Below are 25576 nucleotides of genomic sequence, written 5' to 3' on the forward strand. Positions count from 1 at the left end.
GACTGGAGTTTGGAAAAGGCTTCAGTTGGGGCGTTCTCAGTCCGACAAGTCGCGATGGCGCCACAGATCGGAGTAAGGAAACGGGCTCCACAGAGACGCTAATTGTTTGGTGGCGGAACGTTGTTGGGATCAGGTGCGTTGGGCGATTGAGAACTATACTTGGCGCTTCGATGGCTCGCGGCGGCCGCCGCGTCCTTGGTGGAGGATCTGATGCACTCCCTTCATCCGCAAGCCCGCACCACCCCAGCTGTTCGCCAGGAGATCGCCCGCTCGCGCGAGCCCACCGGCGTGCTGGCGCAGCGCTTCAGCGTCAGCACCGAGACCATCCGCAAATGGCGCAAACGTGGGGCGCAGGACTGCCAGGACCACTCCAGCCGGCCGCACAAGCTGCCGTGGAAGGCCACGGACGAGGAGCGGGCGATCGTCTGTGCCCTGCGCCAGGCCACTGGCTTTCCGCTCGATGACCTGACCTTTATCGTCACGCACTTCCTGCCGCATCTCAACCGCGATGCCGTCTACCGCATCCTCAAGGCGGAAGGTCTGGGCCGCCTGCCGCCGGCGCAGCAGCGCAAGCGCAAGAGCGGCACGTTCAAGGACTACGATCTCGGCTTCATCCACATGGACATCAAACACCTGCCGAAGCTGCGGACCGCCAATGGCGAGAGCCGCAAGCGCTTTCTCTATGTCGCCATCGACCGCTGCTCGCGCTGGGTGCACCTGGCGGTCAAAGACGACGAGCTGACCACCAGCGCGGTCGCTTTCCTGACCGAGGCGGTGCGCGCCTTCCCGTTCAAGATCACACACGTGCTGACCGATCGCGGCTCGTGCTTCACCGCCGATGGCTTCGAGGACGCCTGCCGGAAGCTGAAGGTGGAGCATCGCACGACCAAGCCGTACACGCCGCAAACCAACGGTCTCGTGGAGCGCTTCAACGGCCGCGTTCAGCGCGAGGTGCTGGGCATTACCATCGACAGCCACCGGGATCTGGAGACGCTGCTCAAGGGCTTCAACCAAGCCTACAACCGGAGACGTCAGCGCGTGCTCAAGGGGCGAACACCAGATGAGGTCGTGCACAGCCGCCTGGTTGCTGAGCCCAAGCTGGCCAACCGGCGCTACAAGCCACCCGATTCAGACGCGTTGCCGCCCGCCCTCCAGGTCGTTGCTGACGCCAAGGAGGTCTCGCATCCAGACAACTAATACTACAGCCGGGTTTCACGTCGGCGTCGGGTGCGCTTGCGCCAGTGACATTCGCAAGCGCGCTGCTGATGCCGCCGGCGCCAGACCGACCAATGCTCGACGGCCTCAACCGAAGGCGGCTGCTCCCACACCAAGTGCCAGAGCAGACGCCGCACCTCCGGCACGGTGAGCGGCAACAGCCCCGCGGCTTGCGCGACGGGGGCTTCTCCCCCCGATGGCGTGCCGGCGCACCACAGTGAGATAGGCATGTGCCAGCATCGATAATGTGATGTGTCGGTGCCAGCCCGTCCACGAGCGGACCTCGTACTCGTCCAGACCGGTCTCGCCCTTGGCTTCCTCAAAGCAGCTCTCGATCCGCCAGCGCTGGCCCGCAATCCGCACCAGTTCGGCCAGCGCCGTCTCCTCCGGCGAACGGGTGAGATAGAACGTGAACTGATAGGGGCGTCCCTTCCGGCGCCGGATCAGCAGCCCGGTCTTCCAGCCCGGCACCGGCGGTGTGCGATACGGCAGATAGGCCCAGTCATACAGCCGCGGGCCCTTGGCCCCATCACCCGCACTCAGGCGTTTCCAGCCCCGGGCCGGCACATCCTCAAGCCAGTCCTCAACGTGCTTAAGCCCGAGCCGCTGGGCCGAGGTCACGGCCAGCACGTAGCCGCGCCCGTGCGCCTCGATCAAGCGCCGCGTCTGATGGTCGGCGCCGTACACGCAGTCGCCGGCCACCCACCGGCAGGGCACGCCGGCCGCAAAGGCCCGCTTCAACATCGCTTGCCCGAGCTTCGGCTTGGTGGTGAAGCCGATCTCCTCCGGCACGCCTGCTTCCGCGCGCCGGGCCGCATCGAAGGCCCAGGTCTCGGGCAGGTACAGCGCCCGGTCGATCAGCGCATGGCCATGCCGGCTGGCATAGGCGAGGAATACTCCAATCTGGCTGTTCTCGATGCGGCCGGCGGTGCCGGAGTACTGGCGTTTGACGCCGGCCGACTTGTCGCCCTTCTTGAGAAAGCCGGTCTCATCCAGCACCAGCACGGCGTCAGGATCGCCGAGATGCTCGACCACATAAGCCTGCAGGTCGTCGCGGACCGCATCGGCATCCCAGTGCATGCGTGACAGGAAATCCTGCACGCCATCGGGGCTGGCATCGCCTGCGGCTTCCGCCAGGTGCCAGCCGTTCTTGCGCTCGAGCGGCGCAAGCAGGCCCTGCAAATAGGCGCGGGCTCGTCGGCGCGGCTCGACCCGGCTGAACCGGGGAGCAAGGCGGCTGCACAGATCATCCAACTGATCGGCCCAACGATGGACCTCGCTTGTGCGCGTCATGGCCTGACACCTCCGTGTCAAAGACAACGCACAAACCCGGCTGTAGTACTAAAGCGCTTTTGATCTGGCCTTGAATCCATTGTAGTGGTCTGTGCGTTGACTGGGATATGGCCCAGGAGGCGAGCCATGTCCCAGGCCTATTCCGCGGATTTGCGTGAGCGCGTTCTGGTCGCCTGCGAACGCGGCGACCTTCCTCAGGTCGAGATCGCCCGCCGCTTCCAGGTTTGCCCGGCCACCGTGTCGAACTGGCGCCGCCAAGAACGCGAGGAAGGCCGGCGGGCTGCGAAGCCGCACAGCGGCGGCGTGCCCTCGCGCCTGGATGCGGCGGTTCTCGAGGTGCTGCGTCAGCTCGTGATCGAGGACAATGACGCACTGCTGCGCGAGTACCGTGAGCGCCTGGCTGAGCGAACGGGCGTGACGGTGTGCTTGGCGGTGATCTGCGAGGCGCTCAAGCGCCTCAAGCTGCGTCCGAAAAAAAGACCCTTCGGGCGGCCGAGCAGGAGCGGCCCGAGGTTGCTGCCGAGCGTGAGGCTTACCGCCAGCAGATGAGCGCCCTTCCTGTCGAACGCTTGGTGTTCCTGGATGAGAGCGGGGTAACGACTAAGATGGCCCGCACTCATGCCAGAGCCCCGCGCGGGCAGCGGGCGTCCGGCTCGATCCCGCTGGGCTCCTGGCAGCGGCTGACGGTCTTGGGTGCGCTCGCCTGTGAGGGCCTGGTTGCCACGATGAGCATCGAGGCCTCGACTTCTACCTCCGTGTTACTCGCCTATCTCGAGCAGATCCTGGTACCGGCTCTCAAACGCACCAAGCCGGATGCCATTCTGGTGATGGACAACCTGCGCCCGCACCACGCCATCGAAGTGCAGGACCTGCTCGATCGGGCTGGGATTGGACTGCTGTACCTGCCGCGCTACTCGCCCGAGTTCAACCCGATCGAGCACGCCTGGGCCAAGGTGAAAGAGCGGCTCAAGGCCAAAGCCGCACGCACTCTCGAAGCCTTGGAAGCAGAGCTCAAACCCGCCCTCGACAGCATCACCGCAAAAGATGCCCGAGGCTGGATCAGGCATGCCGGCTATGCTCTACACTGAAACCAAAAGCGCTTTAGAATCCAGAAAACCTGCAATCCGCTGACAGAACGCAGGACAGCGGATGTGGGAGGGGCGTGGACCTGAGACTTAGCTTGCCAACTTGACGAGCTGCGGCTCCCGCAGCATGTAGCCGCGGCCCCAGACCGTCTCGATGTAGTCCCTGTCACCTGAAGCCTCCGCGAGCTTCTTGCGCAGCTTGCAGATGAACACGTCGATGATCTTGATCTCCGGTTCATCCATTCCGCTATACAGATGATTGAGGAGCATCTCTTTGGTCAGCGTGTTGCCCTGGCGCTGAGCCAGGAACGCCAGGATCTTGTACTCGGTGCCGGTCAGGTTCACCCGGCGGCCTGCGATCTCAGCCTGTTGAGCCCGAGGGTTGATCGTCAGATCGCCGCATTGAAGGACGGCTTCGGTCTGGTCGGACGAGCGGCGGATGATGGCCTGCATGCGGGCGATGAGTTCATCCTTATGAAATGGCTTGGTGAGGTAATCATCGGCGCCATAGCCGAGGCCGCTGACCTTGTTCTGGATACCGTCCAGGCCTGAGAGGATCAGGACAGGCGTGCTCACCTTGGCCAGCCGCAGCTGTCGCAGGACATCATAGCCTGACATGTCCGGGAGGTTGAGATCGAGCAGGATGATGTCGTAATCGGGGAGTTGGCCGAGATTGATGCCGTGCTCGCCTAGATCGGCCACGGAGATTTGGACGTTGAGGCGCTGGAGCATGAGCTCAATACTCTGAGTGACAGAGATGTCATCCTCAATCAGCAACACCCGCATCTCACCACCTCCCAGAGACCTCAGCTAATGTGAGGGAAGTATGCTCAACGAGGAGTTAACGCCGGTGGTACATCGACGCTTTCACTGCGCCGGCTCAGTTCCAGGGTTCAAGAATTTAGTCGGGTAAATGATTCTGCTTGCAAACCTGCGACAGGAGGTCTGTAACCGGTGCCGTGGCAGGATCCTCTCACAGGAGGATCTCATACTGCTACCTTGTCTAGCTGAATGAGAACAGCTTCGGCTTGGACGATATCGATCGTGAGCAGATTTGGCTCCACAGTTCGTTCTATCAAGGAAGATCAGGCGCTGTAACGATCCCAGGAAGACGTTTGATCATCGATTCCGGCACTTTGGGCATGGGCGGCCGATCATACCTCGCGCCACATCATCCCCGCCATCGTCGAAGGCGGAAGCGTGGATCACGTAGCCTTCCGCTTCCACCCAGGCGATTATGAACGAGGGTGTCAGCGCAGCGCCGGAGCCGTCGAACATTGCGACACGGTCCTTATGCAAGGTGAAAGCAATCTTTCTGATCCGCGGCAGATCCACCACGGCGTTGGGGTATCGCGGAATAAAATCGACCGGCTCACGCAGATACTCTGTGTCGCCATAGGTCCAGTCGAACTGCGCGTTGTGCAGCAGGTGCCGCATCAGGGCGAAGCGCTCCGGTGTCATGCCGCCGGCTCCATCTGGTCGATGTTGCACTGGTAGACAGTGAAGGTGATCGCGACGATCAACGGGTTCTTCGACACCAACTGCGGTCTAATCTAGGTCACATATCCGAACGGCGGGTCGGCGACGTCAGATTCGACCCCTTATGCCTCGGCATCAGCCCGGTTGAGGTTCTGCAGTGGCTTCAACTTCACATCGGCGACGATCAGCGTCAAGCGCGAGGCTCAGCGGGCATGTGGATAGAGAGGCACGGCTTCTCTCCAGCCTAGATCAAGGACATTCCCACCGGGCATAGCGCCGCTAACCATGGTCCTGATTAGGCCAGAAGCGCGCTGAAGGCTCCACCCGAGAAAGGCAATTGCTCCCCAACTACGCGTGGTTAATCTCCGATCCTCACACCGTGCTGAGGCTACCTCACCAGAAGTAGGAGATGCTGTAAGCAATAAAGCCCCCTACGACGACAACAGCCGCTGTCTTCCAATGCTTCTGGATGTGTTCATGAAGTGTCATTTCTAATCCTTTAAATCGGTCTTCGTTTCTTGTCATTCATCGCGAGTTTAACCATGCTAATTATGCTTGTCAGCTGTGTCGCAATGTTTGACCGAGGACAGAAAAATATAGAGGATCTCACATTCACTCACGCAGTGAGACGCTCGATCTGCTCAGCTAACGACAATTGCTGCTTGCCGGATTATGCTGCCTGCCCCTTCTAAGTTACTCGAATCAAACTTGCGGACACTGCGATTTTGACCTAGGTCGCGCGTGAGAAGCTTATAGCAGGACAAGTCCGATGAGCTCTGTTCGACCAGCGCGCCTCAGCGACACGGATACCCTTTTCGCAATCTGGCTTCGGGCGGTGCGGGCGACGCATCTCTTCCTGAGCGAGGCTGACATCGATTTCTACTCCGGGCTCGTCCGCACTGAGTACCTGCCCCAAGCCCTCCTCTGGGTCGCAGTTGATGATGAAGACCGGCCTCTCGGCTTCATGGGTATGACAGAGGACAAGATCGATGCCCTGTTTGTCGCGCCGGAGCAGCATGGCAAAGGAGTGGGGCGTGCGCTCGTCGCGTATGCGCGCCAGATGGCGCCGAATCTGTCCGTTGACGTCAACGAGCAGAATGAGGGCGCGCGGTCCTTCTACCGGCGGATGGGATTTCGGGAGGTAGGCCGATCCGAGCGGGATGATCGCGGCCGTGCCTTTCCCATCGTCCATTTGATCCTGGAAGACTAGGCTCAGGCTCTTGCCCGGGCTGCCAATGTCCTGCGCCACTCCATGGCAGCCGCTTGTCTGCGCCACCTGATCACCGGCACCAGGACAGTCGCCAAGAGCATCACGACGGCTGATCCGATCCACGGAAGCAACTCGGGTGATGCAATGAGGGTTTGCAACTCCAACAGAACATTGGTTGCAGGTTGGAGCATCTCGAACAGATTGATCATCGTCGCCTTGGTTCTGTCTGCATTTTCAGGTGGATTTGCACCTTCAGTCTCCAGAGCAGCCAAGGCGGTCAATCTGCATCCTTCGCTGCGTTGAAGATGATGCCTGCCCACCTCCGCATGTGTGCTCGCCCCATCAGCCACGATGAGAGTGGTATGGTTAACGACGGATTAAGGACGCCTCTCCCAGTTCGATTGGATCATCATCCTCAACAACATCCATGCTCATGTCCGTGTTTCCACATCTGAGCAACGCGAGGTGTAGGTTCGGCTCCAGCTTGTGCTGGAGGCAGCGGCGGTTCGCCTATGCCAGGCTGCCGGCTCCCAGCCCAATAAAGCAACAATACTCCTTATGAAACCGATGTCGTTGCTTCTTCCCTCTGAGAGGCGGTTGGGCCTGCCTCAACCAGACGCGCGAACTCGGACCACGTGCTGTCGGTCGCATCAAGCACCCTTTGGATCGTCTCGGCACTGGGCCAGTGTGGCCGCCCGTGCCCGTCGACCCGCTTGGACCGGTTGAAGGCTGTGGCGTCCATACCGGCAGATTTGGCCAGCCCGAAGGTGCTCAGCCCAGCGCGGTGGGCCATGACATCGATGGCGTCCCAGACTCTCTGGTGGCTGTCCATACGTTCATTCCATCCTGCCCCCGGCGTGGAAGGTCCTGCACGTGCAGGCGAAGGGGGTAACGCATCCCTCCTCAAGCTCGGAATAGCCATCATTGGCAAGGCCATCGGGCTCATCACCTTCCGGTCACACTCGGCCGCCATCATCCCTCTGTGTGGCAGGGAGAGCTTTCATGGCGGCAGAGCGCTTTTCAGACGAGGAAATCACCGCTCGAGCCCAGCGGCTCGCCGATGAACAGGGGCCGGGCTGGGAGCAGATCCTCGCTGACGAGCGGGCCGGCAAGGACACTGCGGAACTCCGGTACTGGCGCGGGCTTGCCCTGCAGCAGCTCGAGGCTGAGCAGCCCACCTTCCCGCCGACCGTCCTGGAGGTTGAGGACAGCTCACCGAAGACAGTCGGTCTTGATTAAGCGAAGTTGGGACGCCGGAGCTACCTACCACGGCCGCCGCAGGAACACCGACAACAGGCTGTTGGCCGTCACCGGCCCCAAGACCGAGGCCCCGTTCATCGGGAGAATTCATAACGATATACCAATGATACTGGAGTAGCATTGCAGTCCGAGTGTCGCTAGCCGCTTTGGGCGAAATGGTCGTGAACATGTCATTCAATGGCGTTAGTGATCTCGGGCTGGGGCAGGTCTGCCGCGGACTGCGACTTCGTTGTGCGGAACTGAAAGCGACCGCTAAGGCTTAACGGCAGTGGTTTAATGCGCCGGGGGCCACATGACAGAAGATGAAATAGAGGCGGTTGCAGCCGAGCTTGCAAGAGCAGGGGGCCTGTCCTGGCATGCGGGGAATGAGCAGGGTCCTCTGAAACTCGTCATGAGCCGGTACCGCGACCGAGCCCGTCTCGTCATTGCTGCGCTCGAACGCGTGCGGGCAGCCAAGCAAAACATCGCTCCTGCACCAGATGCCGGTGAGCCGCTCGATACAGGCGCAATCGTCATCTCTGAAGACTCTTTGTCCGATCGTCTCGCCGCTGGCAGTCTCGTCCTGTACCGACCTCCAGGCGACCGGAGAACCTACCCGTGCCGGGTTGAGAGCGTGGAAGGAGGCCGCGCTTACCTCGTTCCCGCACTCCCGACCTGTACCGGCTGGGTGGAACTCGACACTGTCTCATACCCAGCAATCCAGTAAGGCGGGCCAACCCGTGACAACCATCATCAAGAACAAGCCGATGTCGCCTGAGGGCCTTGGCGCCACCATACCGTCAGCGGATTCCTGGCACGAGGCCTCGCCGGCTCGGCCAGTTCCAGCCCGCTACTACTTCAACCTCACGGATGGCGATGACCGGATTCCTGATGAAGAGGGCATCGTGGCGTCCAGCATCCAGGCGGCGGTGGTCTCCGCCCTGGAAGCTGTCGAGGAGCTTCGTGCCCAGATGCCCACAAGGTCCGGCGAGTGGCGGGGATGGCGCCTGGAGATCGTGGATGTCTCTGGACGGGCCATCCAAGTGATCCCTCTGGATTTACTCTCGGCTCATTGATCAAATCTGGGACGAACTGCCGTAATGGCTATGCCCAGATCTTGAACAGCAATGAGCCCCTGCCCTTCAGGCTCTCACTGCCCATAAGTCCTTTTGAACTCTGCCGTGAGCGTGCGCTCGAGCTCCCGTGTCAAAGGAATCGGGTTAGCGCGGTTCCAGGCGCGCTGATGCCGCTGAATGAAGCGCTTCCGGGTGCGCTTGACCTCGCTTGGAAGGTGAGCCGCCAGAGGTACGAAGCTGCGACGCAGCTGAAGCTCCGTTCTCTTCCTGGACGGCAGAGCAGCCTCCACGGCTTGGGCCGTGGCGATATCGTCCGGTGTTGGATCTGGATAGCGTGACATTGCATCCTCCTCGATTTGGAGGAAGGCCTGGTGCTGCGCTGCGTAGTAGTATTTCAAGCCTGGGGTATGTTCCAGCAGGTACGCCTCGCATGCCTCATCCCAGTCTTCCTGCCTGTGCCTCGTCAGCGGAGCCTGTTTGCCCGGATCGTTCGTCATGGAGTGATAGCCTTTCCAACGTTTGTTTGACCAGGTGGAGGAGGCAAATTGCGGCGGGATGAGACAGTTCTCTCCACCTCTAAAGCGCATGCCGGATCAACTCTCATCGCCGCGGCTCAGCGCCGACGAGCCTGCACCAAGTAGGCTGGAACGGTTGTCTCTCCGAGAGCTTTGCACGCCTCCAAACGATGCAGTCCCTCGACGAGGACAAACCGCTGACCGTCAGGCCGCACGAGAATAGGGGTCTCCTGCCCCTTTTCCATCATGCTCTCGGCCAAAGCCTCAACGTTCTGTGCGTCCAGGGTTTGTCGGCGCTTCACAGGCACATAGACATCGTGGATCGAAAGGGTCTGCTTCTTCAATACCATCCCGACTGCTCCTGCGTTGGGTTCATGCCTGATGGAAGCTTAGGCGCGGCGAGTCAGCTTGCCTAGCGACATACATCTCCAGGATCGTTCAAGCTCATCCCACAGTCATGGGAAGGCAACGGTAATGAAGACTGCTGATAAGCACAGGTTCAGACAGATTTCATGATTCAGCTGTGACGATACCGAATGTCCACCCCATTCCTAGTGAGACGGCCGGTACAAGGTTGTTGGGGAAAGACGTATCGCAGGGGCATCGCCCATGCTCATCGTCGAAGATGTCGAAGCGGCTACAAAACTCGCTCAAGGCTGTTTTGTGAAACCGAGGCTGTCGGAACGGGTTAGCGTCGCTTCTTAAGCGCTTTTCGTGCCCCTCGTTCCGTGATCCGTTGTGAGGGTGCGAACGGATCATGACCAAGGCGTTTCTGAAACCCCTCCAACGTCTGCTCTCTGGCCAGGATTTGCCGTAGCTCTTCGAGAGCAGGGTGCAGGGCATGGTCGGCGTCGGGCTTCGTCTTGCTCATGCGCGATGCCGTTTGCTGGAGGCGCAAGATCTCTTGCGAAGATAAGGCGAACCGGCTCGTCACGACGCCAAACAAGTTCCCGCTAAAATCCTAACAAATTCTTTATCTTCTTTGTTGTCGCTCACTATCATCATGAAGTGGAGGACGGGTCTTTATGAGCATGAGACTGCCCGCGAGAATCGAGCGCAATCCCTATTTATTGATCCGGTCCTCATTGTCTTGAGCATGCGGCGTAGCGGACGGGTTTGTGGCTGAAATAGCTTCGGACGCGCCGGGGCGATTTCGAGAGGCGACGCATATGGCTGACCGTTGCCCGCTTGAGCTGCTGTTTGCTGCGCGCGGGCGCCTGGCGGGTGACAACCTGCTTCAGGTCGGCGTTCAGGCACTCCTCCGGGTTCAGCTCCGGGCTGTAAGCCGGCAGGTAGAAGACCTCGATCTTCGCCCGATGCGCGGTAAGCCAGTCGCGGACCCGGGCGGCGCGATGCACCCGCAGCCGGTCCAGGATCAGGAACACCTTGCGCTTTGCCTCGCGGATCAGGCGTTGCAGGAAACGGATCAAGATTGCGGCATTCACCGCCGCGTCGACAATCATCCAGCGCAAGGCGCCGCGATTGCTCACCGCCGCGATCAGGCTCAGCCCGGCGCGCCGATGGCAGACCCGGATCACCGGCGTCCGGCCCCGGGGCGCATAGCCGCGGCCGCGCACGTCGTCGGCGCGCAGACCGGTTTCGTCACCCCAGAAGATGGTGCCCCGCGCCTGCCGGGCCGCCGCGACGATGGCCGGGTACTCCCGCCGCAGCCAGTGCCGCACCGCGGCCGGGTTCTGCTCGTACGCCCGCCGGAGCGGCTTCTGCGCGGTGAAGCCCCAGCGCGCCAGATACTTGCCCACGGTTCGCACGGCCAGCGCAATCCCACAGCGCTGCCAGATCACCGCACGCACCGCCGCCCGGCTCCACAGGGCGAACGGCAGGTCCAGTTCGTCCGGGGTGTGCCGGCAGATCAGGCGCTGAATCTCGGCCTCCTGGGCGGCATCCAGCAGCCGTTGCTCATCCGGCTTGCGCCCGCGTGGCTTGCTCACCAGCCCCTGCGCGCCCTCGGCCGCAAACCGCTGGCAGATGTCGAAGACCCCGGTTGGCGACAGCCCAACCTGGGCCGCGATCGCCCGGTAGGTCAGCCCGCGCTCCCGGAGCCCAATGACTTGCCGCCGGCGCTCCTCTTGAGCCGCCGCCGGCAGCTTGCGCATGTCCACGTGCTTCATGCTGATGAAGCTGGAGCCAACCAAGACCCTTTCAAGACAATGAGGACCGGCTCAATAATGTAAGTTGCAACCGATGCCGTACTAGGATTTTCACACAGGAGGATCTCACGCGTGCAAGGCTGCATGAGGTGCCTGTTCAGTTGTGACTCAATTTTAGACAGCCAGACAGTTTGGCACCTCCTCCCTGCGGTTGGGCGGAGAGCTGGCCATGGCCGCTGGGATGTTATCTACCGCCCTGGCGTCTGCGCAGACTTCACGAGCTGGCGCAAGGCCGCTGTATCCGGTTCACTGACAACAATCAACTCTTTGCCGCGGGGCTTCTCAGCTGGTTTTCGGGCAACCGAGGATGAAATACCAACGGCGGCAACCTGCGGATTGCGAGGCTGCTTCTCTAGCGGCTTTCCTGAGACTGCTTTGTCCTTGTGGATCGCGCTGGTTTTCTCGCCGATGGCCTCTGTCCGGGATACGTCACGGGTGGCGTCATTGGGTTGGAGGTTTGCACCTTTGGCATCAGCCCTGACGGGGGGATACTCCCCCTGAGCCTGCTCGTGAGACTGGGACAGCTGGTTGATCTCGCGCCGAGCTGCGGCAAGATCTGCACGGAGCTGGGCCATCTCGGAGAGTGACACTCGAGCCTTCGTCTGCTCGGCAACAAGCTGGGTCTGCGTGGCCTGCAGGCTTGTGACCTGATCACGAAACTGGTGTTCGACCGCAGCCGACGTGTGCCCAACGATGGCAAACGAGGTCCATCCTGCGGCGGCGGACAGGCTGAGGGCCAGGATTAGACCGCGGTGTGCGTTCAACAGACGTGGCGCAGACTCTTGGAACATGGGCGCCTCCCGCATACGGAAGATGACTGAAATTCAGCGCCGCTCATTCGGGCCCACGGTTGCGGCGACAAAGAGGCTGAAATGGATTACCTCGGGCCGCCGGCCGCCACGAACCAGGTGACTTTGTTGTCTTAGTTAAGGCCGAATTAAAAGACGGAGAGGTGATGAATAGCCCGCTCGGAGCGATCCCTGATTGCCCGGCATGGTAGCGCAGAGCGCCGTCCCGCTCTGGCGCCTTGGCTGAAAGCTCGACCCTCTCGGCCGGAGTGCCTTCATCCAAACTGTTTATGCAGGCTCAAGCTGCTCGAGCGATCTCAGGGGAGTTCACCAGACGCGAGGTTTCATCACTGCCCAGGCTTGTCAGTGCCTCAAGAACCCGCATCGGAGCTGTCGCTGGAATCAACAGCGCATCGATGGAGGGGCATTCGGCCTCCGCGATCGCCTCGGACAGGAGGATCACCGGCCGGTCTGGGCGGTGCCGATGAAACTCATCGGCCAGGAGCCATCCATCGACAAGCCCGGGAAGGCTTATCTTCGTTACAAGCCAGTCGATTTGAGCGCGCTGCTGACAAAGTGATAGGAGACCCACATTTCCAGTCGGAACAGCGAGGACTTGGAAGCCGCCAGTCCGGAGAATCCCCTCCAGCAACTCGCGTGTGATCGGGTCATTGTCGACGACAAGAACGGTAGCTGAGGCTAGCATCTTTGGAGCATCGCGTATTACTTGGGAGACCGGCCGATATTCTGCCGACTTGGTTGATGCTTCCTTAAACTGTCGTGGCGAACGGGTAGGTGCGCCAAGCTGCCATGCCTGATCCTCGACGGTCCGACCGATTCCAGGCAGGGCACCGATCAATGGCATTGTACAAAATAAGCCTATGATCGTTCGAGGGTCGATCTACGCTGGTTTCGACTGAGACATCCAAGCGAGCAGGATGTGCACGCTGAGGCAGGCCTGAGACAGTGTCCTACCGACCCCTAGCCTTCCGGCTGCTCCCGGCGTGTGAGCCGGTCCACGAGTTCTGCCAGCCGAGCCGGGAGGTGTGTCTCAACCGCTCCATAGGTGAGCCGCAGCCGCTCCCCAAGCTGCTGAAGGTCATTAGAGGCCAGCGATTGATCGAACGTGGAGTGAGTTGGGATTGAAAACGTGACTTCCGGGGCATCGGGCAGCGGCGCGAGGGCTGTAGAAATTGGAGTGGCGCAGTCTCCAGCATGCTTAGGATATGGGGTTAAGCAGCAACGTCAATCATCTCCTGGCTCGATGAGATTTTGGGAAGCGTCTTCCAGCCATCGACCTTGCGCATCGTGATCTGGCCGGACGCCAGCAGCGCCCAGAACAGCATGGCCGCGGTCGCCGCTGAAGGCAGCACCGTCTGGGTCTTGATCCGCCGCTTGAACTCCTCATGCAGCCGCTCGATCGCATTGGTGGTTCGGGCCGACTTCCACTGCGAGGGCGGCAGCTTTGTGAACGCAAACAGTGCCTCGCCGGCCTCCTCCAGGCTGTCGGCCACCGCCGGATGCCGCAGCTGCCATTTGCGAACAAAGGCTTTGCGCCGCTCCTTCATCTCCTCGGCCGTGGCGGCATAGATCATATCCGTGTAATCGGCCGTGATCTCCTCATGCAGCCGCTTGGGCGCATGGGCGAGCAGATTGCGGTGCTTATGCACCGTGCAGCGCTGCAGCGGGACCCCCTCCCACACCGCCGCGAGCGCCTGCTCCAGGCCCGGCGCGCCATCCACAATGACAAAGGCCGGCCGGCGCAGCTGGCGTGCCACGAGGTCGTCGAGCACCGCACGCCAGGCGGCCGTGGTCTCCCCGCCCATGTTCTTGACCGCCAGCAGCACCTTCTGGCCATCCTCGCGCACCCCGATCACCACCAGCAGCGAAATCGAGGTCGCCTTCCTGTCGAGCCGGACCCGCACCACCGTGCCGTCGAGGATCAGCCGCACGATCGGCTCGTCGGCGAGCGAGCGCTGGTTCCAGGCTTGCCAGTCGGTCTGCACCTTGCGCCAGACCCGGCTGACCGTGTCCTTGCCGATGGCTCCGCCGAACAGGGCGGCTAAGGCCCGGCGGACCCGCCGGGTGTTGGTGCCGGCCAGATACGCTGAGGCAATCAGCGCATCGGCGGCCTTGGTGCGCCGCTGATAAGCCCGAAGGGTTGCGCTTCTCCACTCAGTGGTGCGGCCATCCTCGGTACGCAAGCGCGCTCGCGGCACCGAAATCTCTGTCTGGCCAAAGGTGCCGGTCAGGCTGCGGCAGCGGCTGCCATGGCGATAGCCGTGAGTGGAGGCGGGTGGTGCGGGACGCTCCTTGCGGCCATAGCGCGGCCGGCCCAGAGCCGCCTCGAGTTCCGCCTGAATGAGGGCTTCGATCCAGCCCCGCACCCGCTCGCGCACGCCGGTCTCGATCGGGTCGATCCAATCGTCGAAAAGCCGGGCTTGCGGCTGGCCGGCAGGATGCGCAGCATCTGTCTTGCTGATAAGGTCCGTCATGGCGTGGTCTCCCACGGGACCGGAGCGCTCCAACGCCCGAATCCCGCTGTGTGGGTTGCAGCACCCGGAGACTACGCCACCCTCAAAAGTCTACCACCTCCCGGACGGCACCGGGCATCGATCGGGAGCAGGGCTTGCATTGAGACACTCTCGTTGGTGGCAGGACTGTGCCGCTGAATGCCCCTATGTGCTTGCCCTCGTTCAGGGTCCCTTGCTGGCAGAGCAGCGGCATAATGTGGCAAATGTACGGACAGAAGGTCGTGAGTGTCTTGGCTCCAACCCCTCGCCTGTTCTACGTGAAAGGTAAAATTCCCTATTCGACAGGTTTCCAGCAGGGTCTCTCGGGTCAACGCCGGCAAACGGAGGATGGCGACTGGGAGGCTACCCCCTGGATCAAGGATGTGCGCTGGATCGCCACAATCTGCTCCACTGAAAAGCGTCTCTTGCGCATGACAAACCTCCCTGAGCCCTCAAGGAAATTTGCCGACCAGACTAACAGAGCGGCTGGACCACTTCGTCCGTGTCACCTCAGTTACATCGCCAACTCCATGAGTTGCGACAAACCAACATAAGTTAACAAAAGCTTGCCCTACTGTCGGCTTCCCGACAGACGGATTACCTCCGAATCAGCATAGTCTTGTTGAGATAAGCAAGAACTGCGGGGGCGCTATACGGTCGTCAGCACATTGCCAGTCATCCTCCGAAGAAGAGGTGGCGGCATGGCTGCGCACTTGGGTGTCTCAATGAAGCGTGAGAAACAAAAGCTTCTGCCGAGTAAGCGTCGGCATGTCATCCGCCTTGAGCGCCAACTCGCAGCTGTCGAAGCACAAATTGCACGCCTTGAACAAGATCGGCACTTGGGCCTCGCGGAGCAGGATCATTTCTTTCTTTGGAAGCGGCCCTCACTCTTTGTGTCGTGGCGTCCACAGGTGCTCCACTAATCTCCCAATCATCATGACATGATCCTGCCGACGTGCCGATCCTCGCAAGAAATCTCACCAACTCCAACAGCGAGGCGGAGCTATGACAAGAGCAACAGGAACCGGAGGAATGTGATGTTTGCTAACACGCTCAAACACCTGACTTCAGAACAGTCTCAACGGCCTACAGAGACTTACTCCCCAGACATTCTGCCTCTGATGCAGTCGCTGTTAGGGAGCTTGGCCGACATCGATTTTGAGTTCCAGAACGACCGTGAAACGATCCTGCAGAGCACAATCGAAGAACCTCTGAAACACAGGGCCATTGCCACCCTCAAAGAGCGTCATCACGAACGGCGCGCTCCTTATGTGAGAGAACTCGATGAGCTAGAGCGGCAAATTCAAATGACCTTTACATAGAAGTGTAGTTAGTATGGAAAGCCGCACCGAGGGCCTCTCTGCTTCGGGTATGGCTGATGCGCAGCAGCAAGGTGCTGGCAGACGGGCAGATAGCTCACTTGTCTGCAGGTTATGCAGCGTGCGAAGGCAGCAGGATTGGCACATGACACCAGTTATGACCTTCCGGTGACGCAGGAAGACCTCGCGGATGCGATTAGAATGTCAATGGTTCACGTCAACCGTACCCTCATGGTTCTTCGCGCGGCAGGGGCAGTGGAATTCCAAAGCGGCAAGCTGACCGTGAGTGACAGGGACGAGCTGGTCGAGATAGCGGAGTTGGACGCGGGCTGCTCGCACCATCACCAGTAACTCACGCATTCCAATGATCTGCGAGCCGCTGGTTGCATGTCGCAGCAATAGCGGGACTGTCAACTTGACGCCCGGTGGGCAGAGCTGCGGCGAGTGCAGTCATCGAGCCAGTCTAAATCAGCCGACGAGGGCAGCACCGGTCGCATCGCGCCATGAATTGAAGGCGCAATCGCGGGTCACGCGATACTCATTGGCAGAAAGACGGTGACGGTGGACCTGGAAGTGGTTGTGGATCGGAGTGTGAATAGATAGAAATTGTTGGGCATGCTGGACTGATTTGAACCGCCGCATGTGGCGCTCACGTCGTCGGCTGGGTTGGTGCGAGACTTCGCAGCGATTATTCAGGTATCGACTCTGCCGATGTTCGACAGCCGGAAGGATCTCGCGTTTGGCCGCAGCATAGGAGGCGAGTTTGCCCGTCACGATGACCCTCGGCACATAGCACAAGCCCTTAAGCAGCTTGCAAATGAAACGCTTGGCCGCCTTCTTGTTGTGCCGGCTCTGCACCAGCACGTCGAGCACGTTGCCGTGCTGATCAACAGCCCGCCAGAGGTAGTGCAGTTTGCCGCCGCGCTTCCTGGTCTCCCCATCGTCCCGTGGCGGCGACCCCGAACTCGTCATTGAGTTAGAGGATGGTTTCAGGCTCGTCCTAACAGCCAGCTTCGAGCAGATTGAAGACATGGCGGATGTTCTGGACGCTGCCGGTCCTGAAGAGAAGAGCGTCCTGAATCAGCTGCCAGCTTTTGTGCGAAAGGGCAGTTCCGCCGGTTGACCCGAGCTGACGGACTGATGCGCGCGATAGGTCACCTCTCGCGCGCATCAGTCCGGAGTGTACCTTAGCCTGCTCCAGTGCCCCCGATGTCGGAGCATCCCTTCTGGCTCTCGATGAATTCGATCTTGGCGTCGACAAGATCAGCCAGAGCGCTGTCCGGGGTCAGGACCCGCAAATCCATGGACGCCTGTTTAAGCTCAGTTAAGGTCGCTCCATCCAGCAATGTTCGTTCTGCAATGTGTGATGCTTCTGCGTAAGACATCCTTAAAACCTTTGACTCTTGTATGAACTGGCATTTGACGCCCGGAAGGAGACCTTCGGACGTTCCGTCGCGGGTCACTTGAGGGCGCAAATGCCCTCTGGAACCCATTTCCAATGGTGAACGTCGGCAAGGAGACGAGGTGCTATATGATCCTCTGAACGTCTCCAGTTACCGTGACATCGTTTGCGCGTGTCTGGCCTAGGAACTGCGCGCTTGTCTTTGATATTCCGTCTATGAGGGTCTGCCGCCCTTCGTGGATCCCAGGTCGGTGAGCAGGATCATGCCATCCGGTCCATGCGCGACCCATTGGCAGTGACTGGCATAGTCGAGGCCTAGGTCAAACGCATCGCCTCGCTGCCCCAAGCTGAGGACCCACCAGTGCCGCAGCTTTTGGAGAGGCACACCCTCCCCTTCGGTCTTGCCCAGCCCTCGTACAAGATGGCGTACGATATGGCGGGCGATGCTCTCGGCCGGGTCGGTGCTCACGATTGGCGACCAGTGCGGCTTTGCAGGGATTGCCCCTGCATGAGTTCTTCAGGTGCATAGCCCAGAAGTTCGGCAAGCCGAAGCCGAGCTCGGTTGACTCGGCTCTTGATCGTCCCAATCGGGATCCCGCTGACCGTCGCGGCCTCTTCGTATGTAAGCCCGTGAGCGCCGACGAGAAGCAACGCCTCACGCTGGTCGGGAGCAAGTTTCGGTAACGCATTCTGCAGATCTTGGAGGTTGAGCCCGTCCATTTGCCCCGGAGCGATGGTCAACTGTGCAGCGTAGGCTCCATCCGGATCGGCAACCTCACGACTGCGCCTGCGATAGTCGGTGTAGTAGCCGTTGCGCAAGATCGTGAAGAGCCACGCGTTCAGGTTCGTGCCCGGCTGGAAGAGAGCCCGCTTGCTCAAGGCCTGAAGCATGGTGGCTTGCACGAGATCATCGGCGCGATCTGGACTTTTCGTCAGGGAGATTGCGAAGGCACGCAGGATCGGTTGTGCTTCCACGATCCCATCCCGAAACTCTGATAGCTGCGCCTCTGTCCTGAGTGCAAGGTGGCAGTCGATCGTGGCCGCCAAGATCCTGAGCGACTCCGGCACGGGCCAAGGGCCCATCGCTTCATCCGCCAACCGCAGCTGCTGCCCCAAATGATCCTGGATATCCCCCGCTAGTGCCGGCCGATAGCCTGGCAATGCGATGGCGCTCTGCGATGTGGGAGAAGGATTGCTGGGCATGTTGCACTCCGCGACAGACGGCGGGAGCGCGCGATGTCTCTCAGCCGCCAGCGCCTAGGGCCATTTACCAGCGGTACTGACAAACGTGGGGTTGGTCAGCGCGAGCTACAAGGCAAAAGTGATTGAAATCGACAACCCGGCTGACGGACTCGACAATGTCCGTGCGTGACAGCGACACCATGGCCCGCCTATGTGGCATGAGCCTGGAGTTCAGATCAGTCGCGATCAGAGTTTTGATCCGGCGAGGGAATATCCCGGTCGCCGTAGCCACGCCGCCCGTTGAGTTTTACCTTTGGGAACGGTGCGGGACGATCTTCGAGCATCCTGACGGCTTTCCAAACCGAGTTCACAACTCTCTGAGTGAGGCTGAGAGGGCGCTTGCCCATGACGGGTTCGTCTCCTTCTACCTAACTGCACAACGGCAGTCGCTTCGCACACAATTAGTCGTTTGCCTTTCGGTCGAGGACTTGAGAGAACGCGACTGTCAGCACCGTTTGATTGGCCTTGTCCATGACCTCGACGCACCAGCTTCGCCGGTTCTCGCCGATCTGATCACCTTCCGTGATCATGCCGCGCACCTTGGCCATGGCAGCATCTCGCGCCGCCTGAAGGTCAGGATACTTTTCTCCTTCAGGATCGTCGACCAAGCCGTCTTCAGTCCTGAGGTTGAAGTAGTACAGAGCCGTTTCCGCCCTTGGCTCGGGAGCCTGCGGCGGCTTGTGGGAGGGGTAACCGGAGCAAGGCGGGCCGCCCTCATCGTCCCGCCGCTTGAGATCGTCGCGCTGGCTCGGGTGCTTTGGAGCCTTGCTCATGCCGAAAGGGTTAAGACGAGCAGCAGGCTTTTTGATGTCGGACGGCAAGAGTGCTGCGGTCTCTTATGCCCTGCCACTGGGCCGCCACGACTTAGATCGTGCGGGTTGATGTCAGCATCCGGTGCAGATCCCCTTCGAGACCTCTCTCAACTTGCGATCCCTGGCGCGCTCCGCGGCTTCGGCCTTTTGTCGAGCCTTGGCTGCCAATGCGGCCGATTCCTCAGCCGTATATGGTCGCGACGGGGTGGCTTTTAGACTTCGTGCCTCAGGCGCGGCCCTGTCCTGGGCCATGACCCCCGAAGATAACACCGACAAGGCAAGCAGGGCCGTAACGATCGTAACTCGCATGGGAGCGCTCCTCGAGGAGCGTATCGGCGGCTCCAAGCCTGGATATAGGAGCGGCGACCTGGATCCCCAGTCCTTGGGCGGCGATGTGAGCTAATTTTTAGAAGCCCCCGAATAAGCCATTATCCTGGCTGATGGTTCATCGCGACCTCTGGTCGAGAGAAACCTTTCATGCACATTTCTGCACCCCTCCTTGTCGCTACGCTCTGCCTGACAAGCCTAGCCCACGCTCAGAGCACCCCGCCTGCCTCCGGCGCGCCTCAGTTCATCACGATTGGCAGCGATGCCATCCTGAGTTCGCGGCTCATCGGCCTGAATGTTCAAACCGCGAGTGGCGAGGGTATGGGCAAGATCGAAGACATCGTCTTCGAGGGCGGTGAGATTATGGGGGTCGTGTTGTCCGTGGGAGAGATTCTGGGAGGCGGCCCGCGCTACGTGGCCGTGGACCCCTCTGGGATCTCGATCCGGTATGTGGAAGGCGATCACATGTGGCAGGCGACCATGAACGCCACTCTCGATCAGCTTAAATCAGCTCCAGAGTTCCGTTACGAAGGCAAATGGAAACGATAACGGGTTCCGGCATGACGCTTGCAAGCTTCCTCTGAGGAGGCGGACGACGAGACCCGATGCCACGACGCCTATCCATATTCATTCAGTGGGGTGGAATTCGCGCAATGTTCATCATTGAGTTCTTTCGGGTCCGTGAAGGAGACGGTGCGCATGCCACCTTGGACCGGGTGGAACATGATACGGCCGATCTGGACGACGCCAAGGTCAGAGCGCAATCGCTGTTCGACACCCTGAACATGCCGCAAAAGCCCGATGCCTTGCGGATCATGGATCAGGATGGCGATGAGGTGTTCTTCTGGAGCCCGAAGCCTCACGGCAGGTGAGAGGGGCACCCTCAGCAGGCACTGAGGCTTGGAATGGGGAACTGCTTCATCGAATATTCTGTTCTGCTCGATAAGGACTTACAGGAGAACAGCAATGACAAAGTCCGCTATGAAGTTGTGGAGCACGATGGTGGGTGGGCCTTAAAAGTTGGGGACGTCCTCTCAGGGCGTTACGCCGGCCATGATGAGGCTCGAGAGGCGGCCGAGCGAGCCGCTGCCGAACAGAGGCTCCCTGGCGAAACCGAAGACATTGAATATCAGGATAAGGCACGCGACTGGCATGAGGAAGTCGCTCAGGGGAAGAACCGACCAGAGACAGATGTCACCGGTTGAACGGCACGAAGCATTGCTGAACTTAGGAGCCTGAGGTCCAAGGACATTATTCCCTCGTCAAAACTGCTGCAGCACTGAGGTGAAAACCATGAACGGGAGCCGTCTGTGGCCCCTTTGCAAGGCGTTGACTGGTCCACTCTTAGGCTGATTCCAGATCAGCAAAGGCGGGGTGGTTGATCCCATCTAGCCGGCCGAAGCCTGCCTCCAGGTACCACTGCCCGGGAGCCACCTCGTTCGCATCCGAGAGGCGCACCAGCACTGCCACCAGCCGCTGCTTCCCATCGAGGACCAGCGTGCCTTCCTCGTCAAAGCCGGTCGCAACGCGCATGGGCTGAAGGGTGAGGGTCACTCGACTTCGGCCATTTACGCTGGATAGCAGAGTGTCGCTGTCAATCGGTTCAGAACATCGATTTGGGATTTTGTCATGTTGGCGGGCCGGCGTGACACATTGGAAACCGCGGCGACCCAGAGCGAGCGTCGGACGGCCGCCAGAGCATCGCTGACGGTGATCGTGCGCTTGTCGTACCAGGCGGCACACCGTGGGCGAGCCAAGCGCCGAAGGGCGGGATCATCGGTCCAGAGGCTCACCAGCGAGAACAGTCCCAGCAGGGCTGGTGTCGTGCGGGCGATCGCCTTGTCCGACCATTGCCGTTGCGTCTCCATCCCCAGATGTCGGCGAGCCTCGGCAAAGGTCCCTTCGGTGCTCCAGCGCCGCACAAACCAGCGCACGATCGCAAGAGACTCGGTCTCGAGGTCCGTGCACAGAAACGCCTGAGGCTTGAGCAGGCGATCAGGCGTTCGCCACCGCCGCACCAACCGTCGACACAGACCCGCTGCCACGCCGTCTATGTTAAGTTTCGCCGAGACGCTCCTCTTTCGGCGGAATAACAACGTTCATCTTTGCTTTTCAGGAAAGGGCGCCGCGTCGGAGAAGGTCCTGTCAGAATTGTTTAAACCCGGTTCAGCCTCGGTCGAGGGCATCCAGTATGAGCCGCCGGTGAACGTGCCACTGCTCGAGGGTCTGCTCCAGGCTCCGGAGGAACTCCTCGGCAAGAGCGGTGTCCCGGCCTTGCCGTATCATCTGCTCGATCAGAATGATCTGGTCCGCCACACGCCTCTCGCCATCCGCGATGTCCTGATCAGCCTTGGCAAGATCTTCAAGTTCTTTTTGCTTGTCGACCATGGCGATGGTCATCATGCATCCGATCGCGTGCGATTAACATAGGTTAAATCCTGTCAGAGGTGATACCTCAAGCAAGCCTCAAGCAAGATTGTGCAGAATTCCCGAAAGGCCCCTGAAGTTGCCCTCGAGGGTATTCAGAAGACCCTGTCGGCACATCCCGGCGTGAGACGGTACCGATCCGGGTGGAGCAAGGGCCCGGACCGGTGGCTCAAGCAGCCACAAGACGAACAACCAGCGCGTATCTCGGGCGACCGTTTAAATGGAACCGTACTCCGGACCACACATTGGAAGGTTCACGGGCCGAGCTGATCGCCTGTATGGCCGATTTTCCGGACAGGCGGTGTCCTGCCGAGGCCTTGGGTGCATCCAGAGTTGGACATCTCCGTCTCAGCCGATCGCTAGGAACGGGACTGCCCCTCAAAGCCAATCAGGAGCCGACACATGTCGAAGACCGTCACGTGCCTTTATCAGGATCAACAGAAAGCCAGCGCGATCGTCAGCCGCCTTGAGCAGGCCGGTCTTTCGCGTGGTGACATCAGCTTCTACTCGACGCCCTCGGACAACCTCATCGACGATCTGGAAAGTGACGGTGTGCCGCGCACCGACGCTCATGCCTATGCCGAAGGCGTGCGCCGCGGCGGGTCCGGCACCGTCAAGTTACCGGAGAAGGATCGACCAATCCTTGTTCGAGGCTGGATCAGGCGACAGCCACGGCGCCGGTTATCTCGGACCAGGCCTGGAACGCCCGAGCGCGGGCAAAGCGACGATCAGCGGCACCGGTGTTAGCAGGGTGGCGGAAGAAGTTTGCAACCTGATCGTGGACTGAGAGGAAGCGCTGCGCCTGCCCGGCTGACTTGAAGCGCTTCATGATGCGCTCCCGTCGTCGGGTTGGTTGATGGCTGTTTTCCGCTCGATTATTTAAGCCCTTGTGCTGCCGATGCTCGACACCCGGCATGATCTCTCGCTTGGCCGCGCCGTAGCTTGCGAGTTTATCGGTGATCATCACGCGTGGCGTGATACCTTGCTTCTTGAGCAGCTTGCGCAGCAGACGCTTGGCCGCTTTCGCATTGCGGCGGCTCTGGACCAAAATATCGAGAACGATCCCATGCTGATCGACCGCGCGCCAGAGCCAGTGCTTTCGGCCGGCGATGCTGATCACTACCTCATCGAGGTGCCACTTGTCTCCGGCTGCGGGAAGACGGCGGCGGATCTGGTTGGCAAAATCCTGGCCGAACTTCAGCGCCCACTGCCGGACCGTCTCATGGCTGACCAAGATGCCTCGGGCGGCGAGCATCTCCTCGACCATTCGGAGGCTGAGCGGGAATCGAAAGTACAACCAGACGGCATGGCTGATCACTTCAGCCGGAAAGCGGTGACGGGCATAGCGGGGGTGATGGGTCGAGTTCATCCCTCCTATATGCCTCTATCGGGTCACCCGCTGGTTAACCTGACGGTTCCGTCCGTACAGCCTGAGAGGATGCGAGACTGAGTACCCAGGCGATGAGTTCAGCCCGGCGGCTCGTCCGCATAGTGCGGTCACTGCACTGAGGTGGCTCTTTACGGCCGGGCGGCCGGCGGGTGGCTGTGGCCGAACTCAGGCGGAGCGATCCGCCTCCTGTTCGAAGGTGACGGCCACGTCCGCATTGGCAGACAGACGCACCCTGTCGCCCTCGATGTCTGCCACCAGAGCCAGCGGAACGGTATGATGGTGCCCCTTGTGGGAGCCCTCGCCGCTGTCCTTCCGTGTTAGCTTGATGTGGTCGCCCTCGACCCGATCGACCGTTCCGACGTGGACGCCGTCAGCGCCGATCACCTCCATGTGCTCCCGAATCCTGCTGACATCGGTCATGACTTTCTCCCGTCGATGATGGGAGCACAACGCATGATGACGGATTTGGATGCCGCCGCAAGCTCGATCGAGTTCCGCCTTGGCCTTTCCCTCCCAGCTCCCCAGGCTAGCTTCGCGCCAGGACGGGTCGAGCACCAGCGCGTCGAGGCCGAGAACGACCGCTGTCTCCGAGTCGCCGGAGATCGGACGAATAGACGGCTCCGTTGCATTAACCCCGGCCGTATAATGAGGGGGCGGTTTGTTGAGGAGCCGTCCTGTTGTCTCTGTTCAAGCGCCGTCGCTTTCCGGTCACGATCATCCTGTTGTGCGTGCGCTGGTACTGCAAGTACGGCATCAGCTATCGCGATCTCGCCGAGATGATGCGGAACGCGGTGTCGCTGTTGATCCATCCACGATCTTCCGTTGGGTTCAGCGCTACGCGCCAGAGATCGAGAAGCGGATCCGACCCTACCAGGGACCCCGCTCCGGCTCCTGGAGAGTGGACGAGACCTACGTCCGCGTCGGGGGCAGCTGGAAATACTTGTTTCGCGCAGTCGACAAGCACGGTCGGTTGATCGCCTCCATGCTGTCCGATCGTCGGAATACCAACGCCGCTTACCGCTTCCTGCATAAGGCCATAAAGGCGATGAGCCACTCCCCACTGTCCTCCATCACCACGGACAAACTGACGTCGTATCCCAAGGCCATCCAGCGCCTGCAAAACGACGAGCTGTTGCCGAAAGGTGTGGTACACCGCACCTCGAAATATCTGAATAACATCCTCGGGGCAGACCACGGTGCGCTCAAGCGCGTCATCCGCCCAACGCGCGGCTTCCAGACGATGAGAGCCGCCGCCGCGACCCTGACGGGTTTTGAAATCATACGTATGATCCGCCGCGGTCATTGCATCCAGCGGAAACGTCAGGCAACAGGCGAAGTCCGTCTGGTCCATCAGCTCTTTGGTTTTGCTGCCTGAGCGGCCCGTTAAACTGGGTCCGTTATGCCGCTTTCAAGTTACTGCAACGGTGCCCCTTCGCCTGCCATTGAACTCTCCTGGAACAAATCTCACGTAGCACTGCCCTACCCTCACCCGCCTCTGCCGAATGCCGTACCCTACTAGCCCGAAGCCGTGATCACGGAACGTCACGTTTGATCGGATGATAGAATGTGGACGCGGGAGGCTGGTTGCAGACTGTCAGGACCTATCCAGCTTGGCCTTGCGGCAACTGACCCGCGCGCCAGGAACGGTCTTCCCACCGACGCTTGGTTCGAGGACGATGTCATGCTCCGGTCCGACGAGGCTCCAGATCTCCGCGTCCGCGCCAGGGCAGAGGTCTCTGAGTGCCGCAATCATCTTCGCAGGCGCGTACCAGAGTTCGAAAGCCGTCTGGTAAGGCTGCGGTGTGATCGTGGCGAGGAGTTGACCGTCCCGCCAACGCACGCGGACGTCCCATGTGGAAGGCGCATGCTCTATCAGATCTCGGGAAAGGGCTGCCGCCGCCCTGTCTTCGACTGCCCCGGCAGGCAGACCAAGGCAGATTGCTGCAAAGAGTGCGAGTAAGGATAGCTGGACCATGTCTGTTTCCTCCCGCTCACGCGAGATGCATCTGCGGGCGGACGCACAAGAGGAATGCGCTCGGCATGTCGGTCAGCCTGCTAGCGAACCATGGCACCGCT

The 25576-nt window shown here is 60.6% G+C and carries 30 protein-coding genes and 2 pseudogenes; 13 read left to right on the forward strand and 19 right to left on the reverse strand.

What is annotated here, in order from left to right:
• Window positions 1-210: 210 nt before the first annotated feature.
• Window positions 211-1197 (forward strand): IS481 family transposase, encoded by a 987-nt coding sequence (locus U0023_RS26225; RefSeq protein ID WP_009488371.1) that lies wholly within the window; start codon window positions 211-213, stop codon window positions 1195-1197.
• Window positions 1198-1302: 105 nt separating this feature from the next.
• On the opposite strand, the gene U0023_RS26230 is transcribed toward U0023_RS26225, so the two are convergent.
• Window positions 1303-2508, reverse strand: coding sequence for an IS701 family transposase (locus U0023_RS26230; RefSeq protein WP_009489597.1), 1206 nt, complete (start codon window positions 2506-2508; stop codon window positions 1303-1305).
• A 126-nt stretch (window positions 2509-2634) separates the two neighbouring features.
• Between U0023_RS26230 and U0023_RS26235 the strand changes: the two genes are divergently transcribed.
• The gene (locus U0023_RS26235) at window positions 2635-3057 is read left to right on the forward strand and encodes a helix-turn-helix domain-containing protein (protein ID WP_009489598.1); all 423 of its coding nucleotides are present in this window, start codon (window positions 2635-2637) and stop codon (window positions 3055-3057) included.
• Complete coding sequence (locus tag U0023_RS26240) at window positions 2946-3596, forward strand: IS630 family transposase (protein WP_245272872.1); 651 nt, start codon at window positions 2946-2948, stop codon at window positions 3594-3596. Before U0023_RS26235 ends, U0023_RS26240 begins: the two co-directional genes overlap by 112 nt.
• Window positions 3597-3683: 87 nt before the next feature.
• Here U0023_RS26240 and U0023_RS26245 read toward each other — a convergent pair whose 3' ends face one another.
• Together U0023_RS26245 and U0023_RS26250 are read right to left on the reverse strand one after the other, a co-directional pair.
• Complete coding sequence (locus tag U0023_RS26245; RefSeq protein ID WP_009489600.1) at window positions 3684-4379, reverse strand: response regulator transcription factor; 696 nt, start codon at window positions 4377-4379, stop codon at window positions 3684-3686.
• A 333-nt stretch (window positions 4380-4712) separates the two neighbouring features.
• A complete protein-coding gene (locus U0023_RS26250; RefSeq protein WP_009489601.1) occupies window positions 4713-5054 on the reverse strand; it encodes a hypothetical protein in 342 nt (113 codons plus the stop codon).
• Window positions 5055-5841: 787 nt separating this feature from the next.
• On the opposite strand from U0023_RS26250, the gene U0023_RS26255 reads away from it, so the two are divergent.
• On the forward strand, window positions 5842-6282 hold the full coding sequence (locus tag U0023_RS26255; protein WP_009489603.1) for an acetyltransferase: 441 nt from the start codon (window positions 5842-5844) through the stop codon (window positions 6280-6282).
• Window positions 6283-6284: 2 nt separating this feature from the next.
• Here the strand turns inward: U0023_RS26255 and U0023_RS26260 are convergent, their stop codons facing one another.
• Window positions 6285-6563, reverse strand: coding sequence for a hypothetical protein (locus tag U0023_RS26260; RefSeq protein WP_040638035.1), 279 nt, complete (start codon window positions 6561-6563; stop codon window positions 6285-6287).
• Between the two features lie 721 nt (window positions 6564-7284).
• Here U0023_RS26260 and U0023_RS26265 point away from each other — a divergent pair.
• Both U0023_RS26265 and U0023_RS26270 read left to right on the forward strand, forming a co-directional pair.
• Window positions 7285-7521, forward strand: a complete 237-nt coding sequence (locus U0023_RS26265) for a hypothetical protein (protein WP_009489606.1) — start codon at window positions 7285-7287, stop codon at window positions 7519-7521.
• Window positions 7522-8261: 740 nt separating this feature from the next.
• Window positions 8262-8597 (forward strand): DUF6894 family protein, encoded by a 336-nt coding sequence (locus tag U0023_RS26270; RefSeq protein WP_009489608.1) that lies wholly within the window; start codon window positions 8262-8264, stop codon window positions 8595-8597.
• 74 nt (window positions 8598-8671) lie between these two features.
• Here the strand turns inward: U0023_RS26270 and U0023_RS26275 are convergent, their stop codons facing one another.
• From U0023_RS26275 to U0023_RS26300, 6 genes are all read right to left on the reverse strand, one after another.
• Window positions 8672-9094, reverse strand: coding sequence for a hypothetical protein (locus tag U0023_RS26275; protein WP_040638036.1), 423 nt, complete (start codon window positions 9092-9094; stop codon window positions 8672-8674).
• Between the two features lie 116 nt (window positions 9095-9210).
• Window positions 9211-9462: a ParB N-terminal domain-containing protein gene (locus U0023_RS26280; protein WP_009489610.1), complete on the reverse strand. Its 252-nt coding sequence runs from the start codon at window positions 9460-9462 to the stop codon at window positions 9211-9213.
• 732 nt (window positions 9463-10194) lie between these two features.
• Window positions 10195-11241, reverse strand: coding sequence for an IS630 family transposase (locus U0023_RS26285; RefSeq protein ID WP_009488659.1), 1047 nt, complete (start codon window positions 11239-11241; stop codon window positions 10195-10197).
• Window positions 11242-11468: 227 nt separating this feature from the next.
• A complete protein-coding gene (locus U0023_RS26290) occupies window positions 11469-12071 on the reverse strand; it encodes a hypothetical protein (protein WP_009488660.1) in 603 nt (200 codons plus the stop codon).
• Window positions 12072-12366: 295 nt separating this feature from the next.
• Entirely contained in the window at window positions 12367-12933 is a 567-nt protein-coding gene (locus U0023_RS26295; RefSeq protein WP_009488661.1) for a response regulator, read from the reverse strand.
• A 367-nt stretch (window positions 12934-13300) separates the two neighbouring features.
• Window positions 13301-14563: an IS256 family transposase gene (locus U0023_RS26300; protein WP_009488662.1), complete on the reverse strand. Its 1263-nt coding sequence runs from the start codon at window positions 14561-14563 to the stop codon at window positions 13301-13303.
• A 1055-nt stretch (window positions 14564-15618) separates the two neighbouring features.
• Between U0023_RS26300 and U0023_RS26305 the strand changes: the two genes are divergently transcribed.
• Together U0023_RS26305 and U0023_RS26310 are read left to right on the forward strand one after the other, a co-directional pair.
• The gene (locus U0023_RS26305) at window positions 15619-15903 is read left to right on the forward strand and encodes a hypothetical protein (protein ID WP_009488665.1); all 285 of its coding nucleotides are present in this window, start codon (window positions 15619-15621) and stop codon (window positions 15901-15903) included.
• 198 nt (window positions 15904-16101) lie between these two features.
• A complete protein-coding gene (locus tag U0023_RS26310) occupies window positions 16102-16251 on the forward strand; it encodes a hypothetical protein (RefSeq protein ID WP_245272819.1) in 150 nt (49 codons plus the stop codon).
• 117 nt (window positions 16252-16368) lie between these two features.
• On the opposite strand, the pseudogene U0023_RS26315 reads toward U0023_RS26310, so the two are convergent.
• Window positions 16369-16827, reverse strand: a pseudogene (locus tag U0023_RS26315) (IS6 family transposase); the annotation flags it as partial.
• Here U0023_RS26315 and U0023_RS26320 point away from each other — a divergent pair.
• The gene (locus U0023_RS26320; RefSeq protein WP_322883867.1) at window positions 16814-17023 is read left to right on the forward strand and encodes a hypothetical protein; all 210 of its coding nucleotides are present in this window, start codon (window positions 16814-16816) and stop codon (window positions 17021-17023) included. The pseudogene U0023_RS26315 and the gene U0023_RS26320 overlap by 14 nt on opposite strands.
• A 744-nt stretch (window positions 17024-17767) precedes the next feature.
• Here the strand turns inward: U0023_RS26320 and U0023_RS26325 are convergent.
• The gene (locus tag U0023_RS26325; protein WP_009488670.1) at window positions 17768-18505 is read right to left on the reverse strand and encodes a sigma-70 family RNA polymerase sigma factor; all 738 of its coding nucleotides are present in this window, start codon (window positions 18503-18505) and stop codon (window positions 17768-17770) included.
• Window positions 18506-18945: 440 nt separating this feature from the next.
• Window positions 18946-19317, reverse strand: a complete 372-nt coding sequence (locus tag U0023_RS26330; protein WP_154660869.1) for a DUF6894 family protein — start codon at window positions 19315-19317, stop codon at window positions 18946-18948.
• 516 nt (window positions 19318-19833) lie between these two features.
• Here U0023_RS26330 and U0023_RS26335 point away from each other — a divergent pair.
• The 3 genes from U0023_RS26335 to U0023_RS26345 all read left to right on the forward strand — a co-directional run bounded on the left by U0023_RS26335 (window position 19834) and on the right by U0023_RS26345 (window position 20888).
• Window positions 19834-20232 (forward strand): PRC-barrel domain-containing protein, encoded by a 399-nt coding sequence (locus tag U0023_RS26335; RefSeq protein ID WP_009488674.1) that lies wholly within the window; start codon window positions 19834-19836, stop codon window positions 20230-20232.
• A 104-nt stretch (window positions 20233-20336) separates the two neighbouring features.
• Entirely contained in the window at window positions 20337-20555 is a 219-nt protein-coding gene (locus U0023_RS26340) for a hypothetical protein (protein WP_009488675.1), read from the forward strand.
• A gap of 33 nt (window positions 20556-20588) precedes the next feature.
• Window positions 20589-20888, forward strand: coding sequence for a DUF2188 domain-containing protein (locus U0023_RS26345; protein WP_009488676.1), 300 nt, complete (start codon window positions 20589-20591; stop codon window positions 20886-20888).
• A gap of 139 nt (window positions 20889-21027) precedes the next feature.
• Here the strand turns inward: U0023_RS26345 and U0023_RS26350 are convergent, their stop codons facing one another.
• The 5 genes from U0023_RS26350 to U0023_RS26370 all read right to left on the reverse strand — a co-directional run bounded on the left by U0023_RS26350 (window position 21028) and on the right by U0023_RS26370 (window position 23920).
• Window positions 21028-21237: a hypothetical protein gene (locus tag U0023_RS26350; RefSeq protein WP_040637725.1), complete on the reverse strand. Its 210-nt coding sequence runs from the start codon at window positions 21235-21237 to the stop codon at window positions 21028-21030.
• A gap of 14 nt (window positions 21238-21251) precedes the next feature.
• Window positions 21252-21701, reverse strand: coding sequence for a hypothetical protein (locus tag U0023_RS26355; RefSeq protein WP_009488678.1), 450 nt, complete (start codon window positions 21699-21701; stop codon window positions 21252-21254).
• 148 nt (window positions 21702-21849) lie between these two features.
• Window positions 21850-22086 (reverse strand): hypothetical protein, encoded by a 237-nt coding sequence (locus U0023_RS26360; RefSeq protein WP_245272820.1) that lies wholly within the window; start codon window positions 22084-22086, stop codon window positions 21850-21852.
• A gap of 682 nt (window positions 22087-22768) precedes the next feature.
• Window positions 22769-23479, reverse strand: coding sequence for an IS6 family transposase (locus U0023_RS26365; protein WP_009488681.1), 711 nt, complete (start codon window positions 23477-23479; stop codon window positions 22769-22771).
• A gap of 186 nt (window positions 23480-23665) precedes the next feature.
• A complete protein-coding gene (locus U0023_RS26370; protein ID WP_009488682.1) occupies window positions 23666-23920 on the reverse strand; it encodes a DUF2171 domain-containing protein in 255 nt (84 codons plus the stop codon).
• A gap of 257 nt (window positions 23921-24177) precedes the next feature.
• Between U0023_RS26370 and U0023_RS26375 the strand changes: the two are divergent.
• A pseudogene (locus tag U0023_RS26375) lies at window positions 24178-24875 on the forward strand (IS6 family transposase).
• Between the two features lie 219 nt (window positions 24876-25094).
• On the opposite strand, the gene U0023_RS26380 reads toward U0023_RS26375, so the two are convergent.
• On the reverse strand, window positions 25095-25340 hold the full coding sequence (locus tag U0023_RS26380) for a hypothetical protein (protein WP_154660870.1): 246 nt from the start codon (window positions 25338-25340) through the stop codon (window positions 25095-25097).
• Between the last annotated feature and the right edge of the window lie 236 nt (window positions 25341-25576).

Source organism: Microvirga lotononidis, from assembly GCF_034627025.1.
Taxonomy (GTDB): Bacteria; Pseudomonadota; Alphaproteobacteria; order Rhizobiales; family Beijerinckiaceae; genus Microvirga; species Microvirga lotononidis.

Bases quoted from the DNA above. Each gene is read 5' to 3' on its own strand.
- U0023_RS26300 (WP_009488662.1), bottom strand. From the start codon at position 14,563: ATGACGGACCTTATCAGCAAGACAGATGCTGCGCATCCTGCCGGCCAG.
- U0023_RS26225 (WP_009488371.1), top strand. From the start codon at position 211: ATGCACTCCCTTCATCCGCAAGCCCGCACCACCCCAGCTGTTCGCCAG.
- U0023_RS26275 (WP_040638036.1), bottom strand. From the start codon at position 9,094: ATGACGAACGATCCGGGCAAACAGGCTCCGCTGACGAGGCACAGGCAG.
- U0023_RS26245 (WP_009489600.1), bottom strand. From the start codon at position 4,379: ATGCGGGTGTTGCTGATTGAGGATGACATCTCTGTCACTCAGAGTATT.
- U0023_RS26290 (WP_009488660.1), bottom strand. From the start codon at position 12,071: ATGTTCCAAGAGTCTGCGCCACGTCTGTTGAACGCACACCGCGGTCTA.
- U0023_RS26340 (WP_009488675.1), top strand. From the start codon at position 20,337: ATGTTCATCATTGAGTTCTTTCGGGTCCGTGAAGGAGACGGTGCGCAT.
- U0023_RS26230 (WP_009489597.1), bottom strand. From the start codon at position 2,508: ATGACGCGCACAAGCGAGGTCCATCGTTGGGCCGATCAGTTGGATGAT.
- U0023_RS26235 (WP_009489598.1), top strand. From the start codon at position 2,635: ATGTCCCAGGCCTATTCCGCGGATTTGCGTGAGCGCGTTCTGGTCGCC.
- U0023_RS26295 (WP_009488661.1), bottom strand. From the start codon at position 12,933: ATGCCATTGATCGGTGCCCTGCCTGGAATCGGTCGGACCGTCGAGGAT.
- U0023_RS26370 (WP_009488682.1), bottom strand. From the start codon at position 23,920: ATGACCGATGTCAGCAGGATTCGGGAGCACATGGAGGTGATCGGCGCT.
- U0023_RS26345 (WP_009488676.1), top strand. From the start codon at position 20,589: ATGGGGAACTGCTTCATCGAATATTCTGTTCTGCTCGATAAGGACTTA.
- U0023_RS26250 (WP_009489601.1), bottom strand. From the start codon at position 5,054: ATGACACCGGAGCGCTTCGCCCTGATGCGGCACCTGCTGCACAACGCG.
- U0023_RS26265 (WP_009489606.1), top strand. From the start codon at position 7,285: ATGGCGGCAGAGCGCTTTTCAGACGAGGAAATCACCGCTCGAGCCCAG.
- U0023_RS26280 (WP_009489610.1), bottom strand. From the start codon at position 9,462: ATGGTATTGAAGAAGCAGACCCTTTCGATCCACGATGTCTATGTGCCT.
- U0023_RS26305 (WP_009488665.1), top strand. From the start codon at position 15,619: ATGTTTGCTAACACGCTCAAACACCTGACTTCAGAACAGTCTCAACGG.
- U0023_RS26335 (WP_009488674.1), top strand. From the start codon at position 19,834: ATGCACATTTCTGCACCCCTCCTTGTCGCTACGCTCTGCCTGACAAGC.
- U0023_RS26330 (WP_154660869.1), bottom strand. From the start codon at position 19,317: ATGAGCAAGGCTCCAAAGCACCCGAGCCAGCGCGACGATCTCAAGCGG.
- U0023_RS26365 (WP_009488681.1), bottom strand. From the start codon at position 23,479: ATGAACTCGACCCATCACCCCCGCTATGCCCGTCACCGCTTTCCGGCT.
- U0023_RS26360 (WP_245272820.1), bottom strand. From the start codon at position 22,086: ATGATGACCATCGCCATGGTCGACAAGCAAAAAGAACTTGAAGATCTT.
- U0023_RS26310 (WP_245272819.1), top strand. From the start codon at position 16,102: ATGTCAATGGTTCACGTCAACCGTACCCTCATGGTTCTTCGCGCGGCA.
- U0023_RS26285 (WP_009488659.1), bottom strand. From the start codon at position 11,241: ATGAAGCACGTGGACATGCGCAAGCTGCCGGCGGCGGCTCAAGAGGAG.
- U0023_RS26325 (WP_009488670.1), bottom strand. From the start codon at position 18,505: ATGCCCAGCAATCCTTCTCCCACATCGCAGAGCGCCATCGCATTGCCA.
- U0023_RS26255 (WP_009489603.1), top strand. From the start codon at position 5,842: ATGAGCTCTGTTCGACCAGCGCGCCTCAGCGACACGGATACCCTTTTC.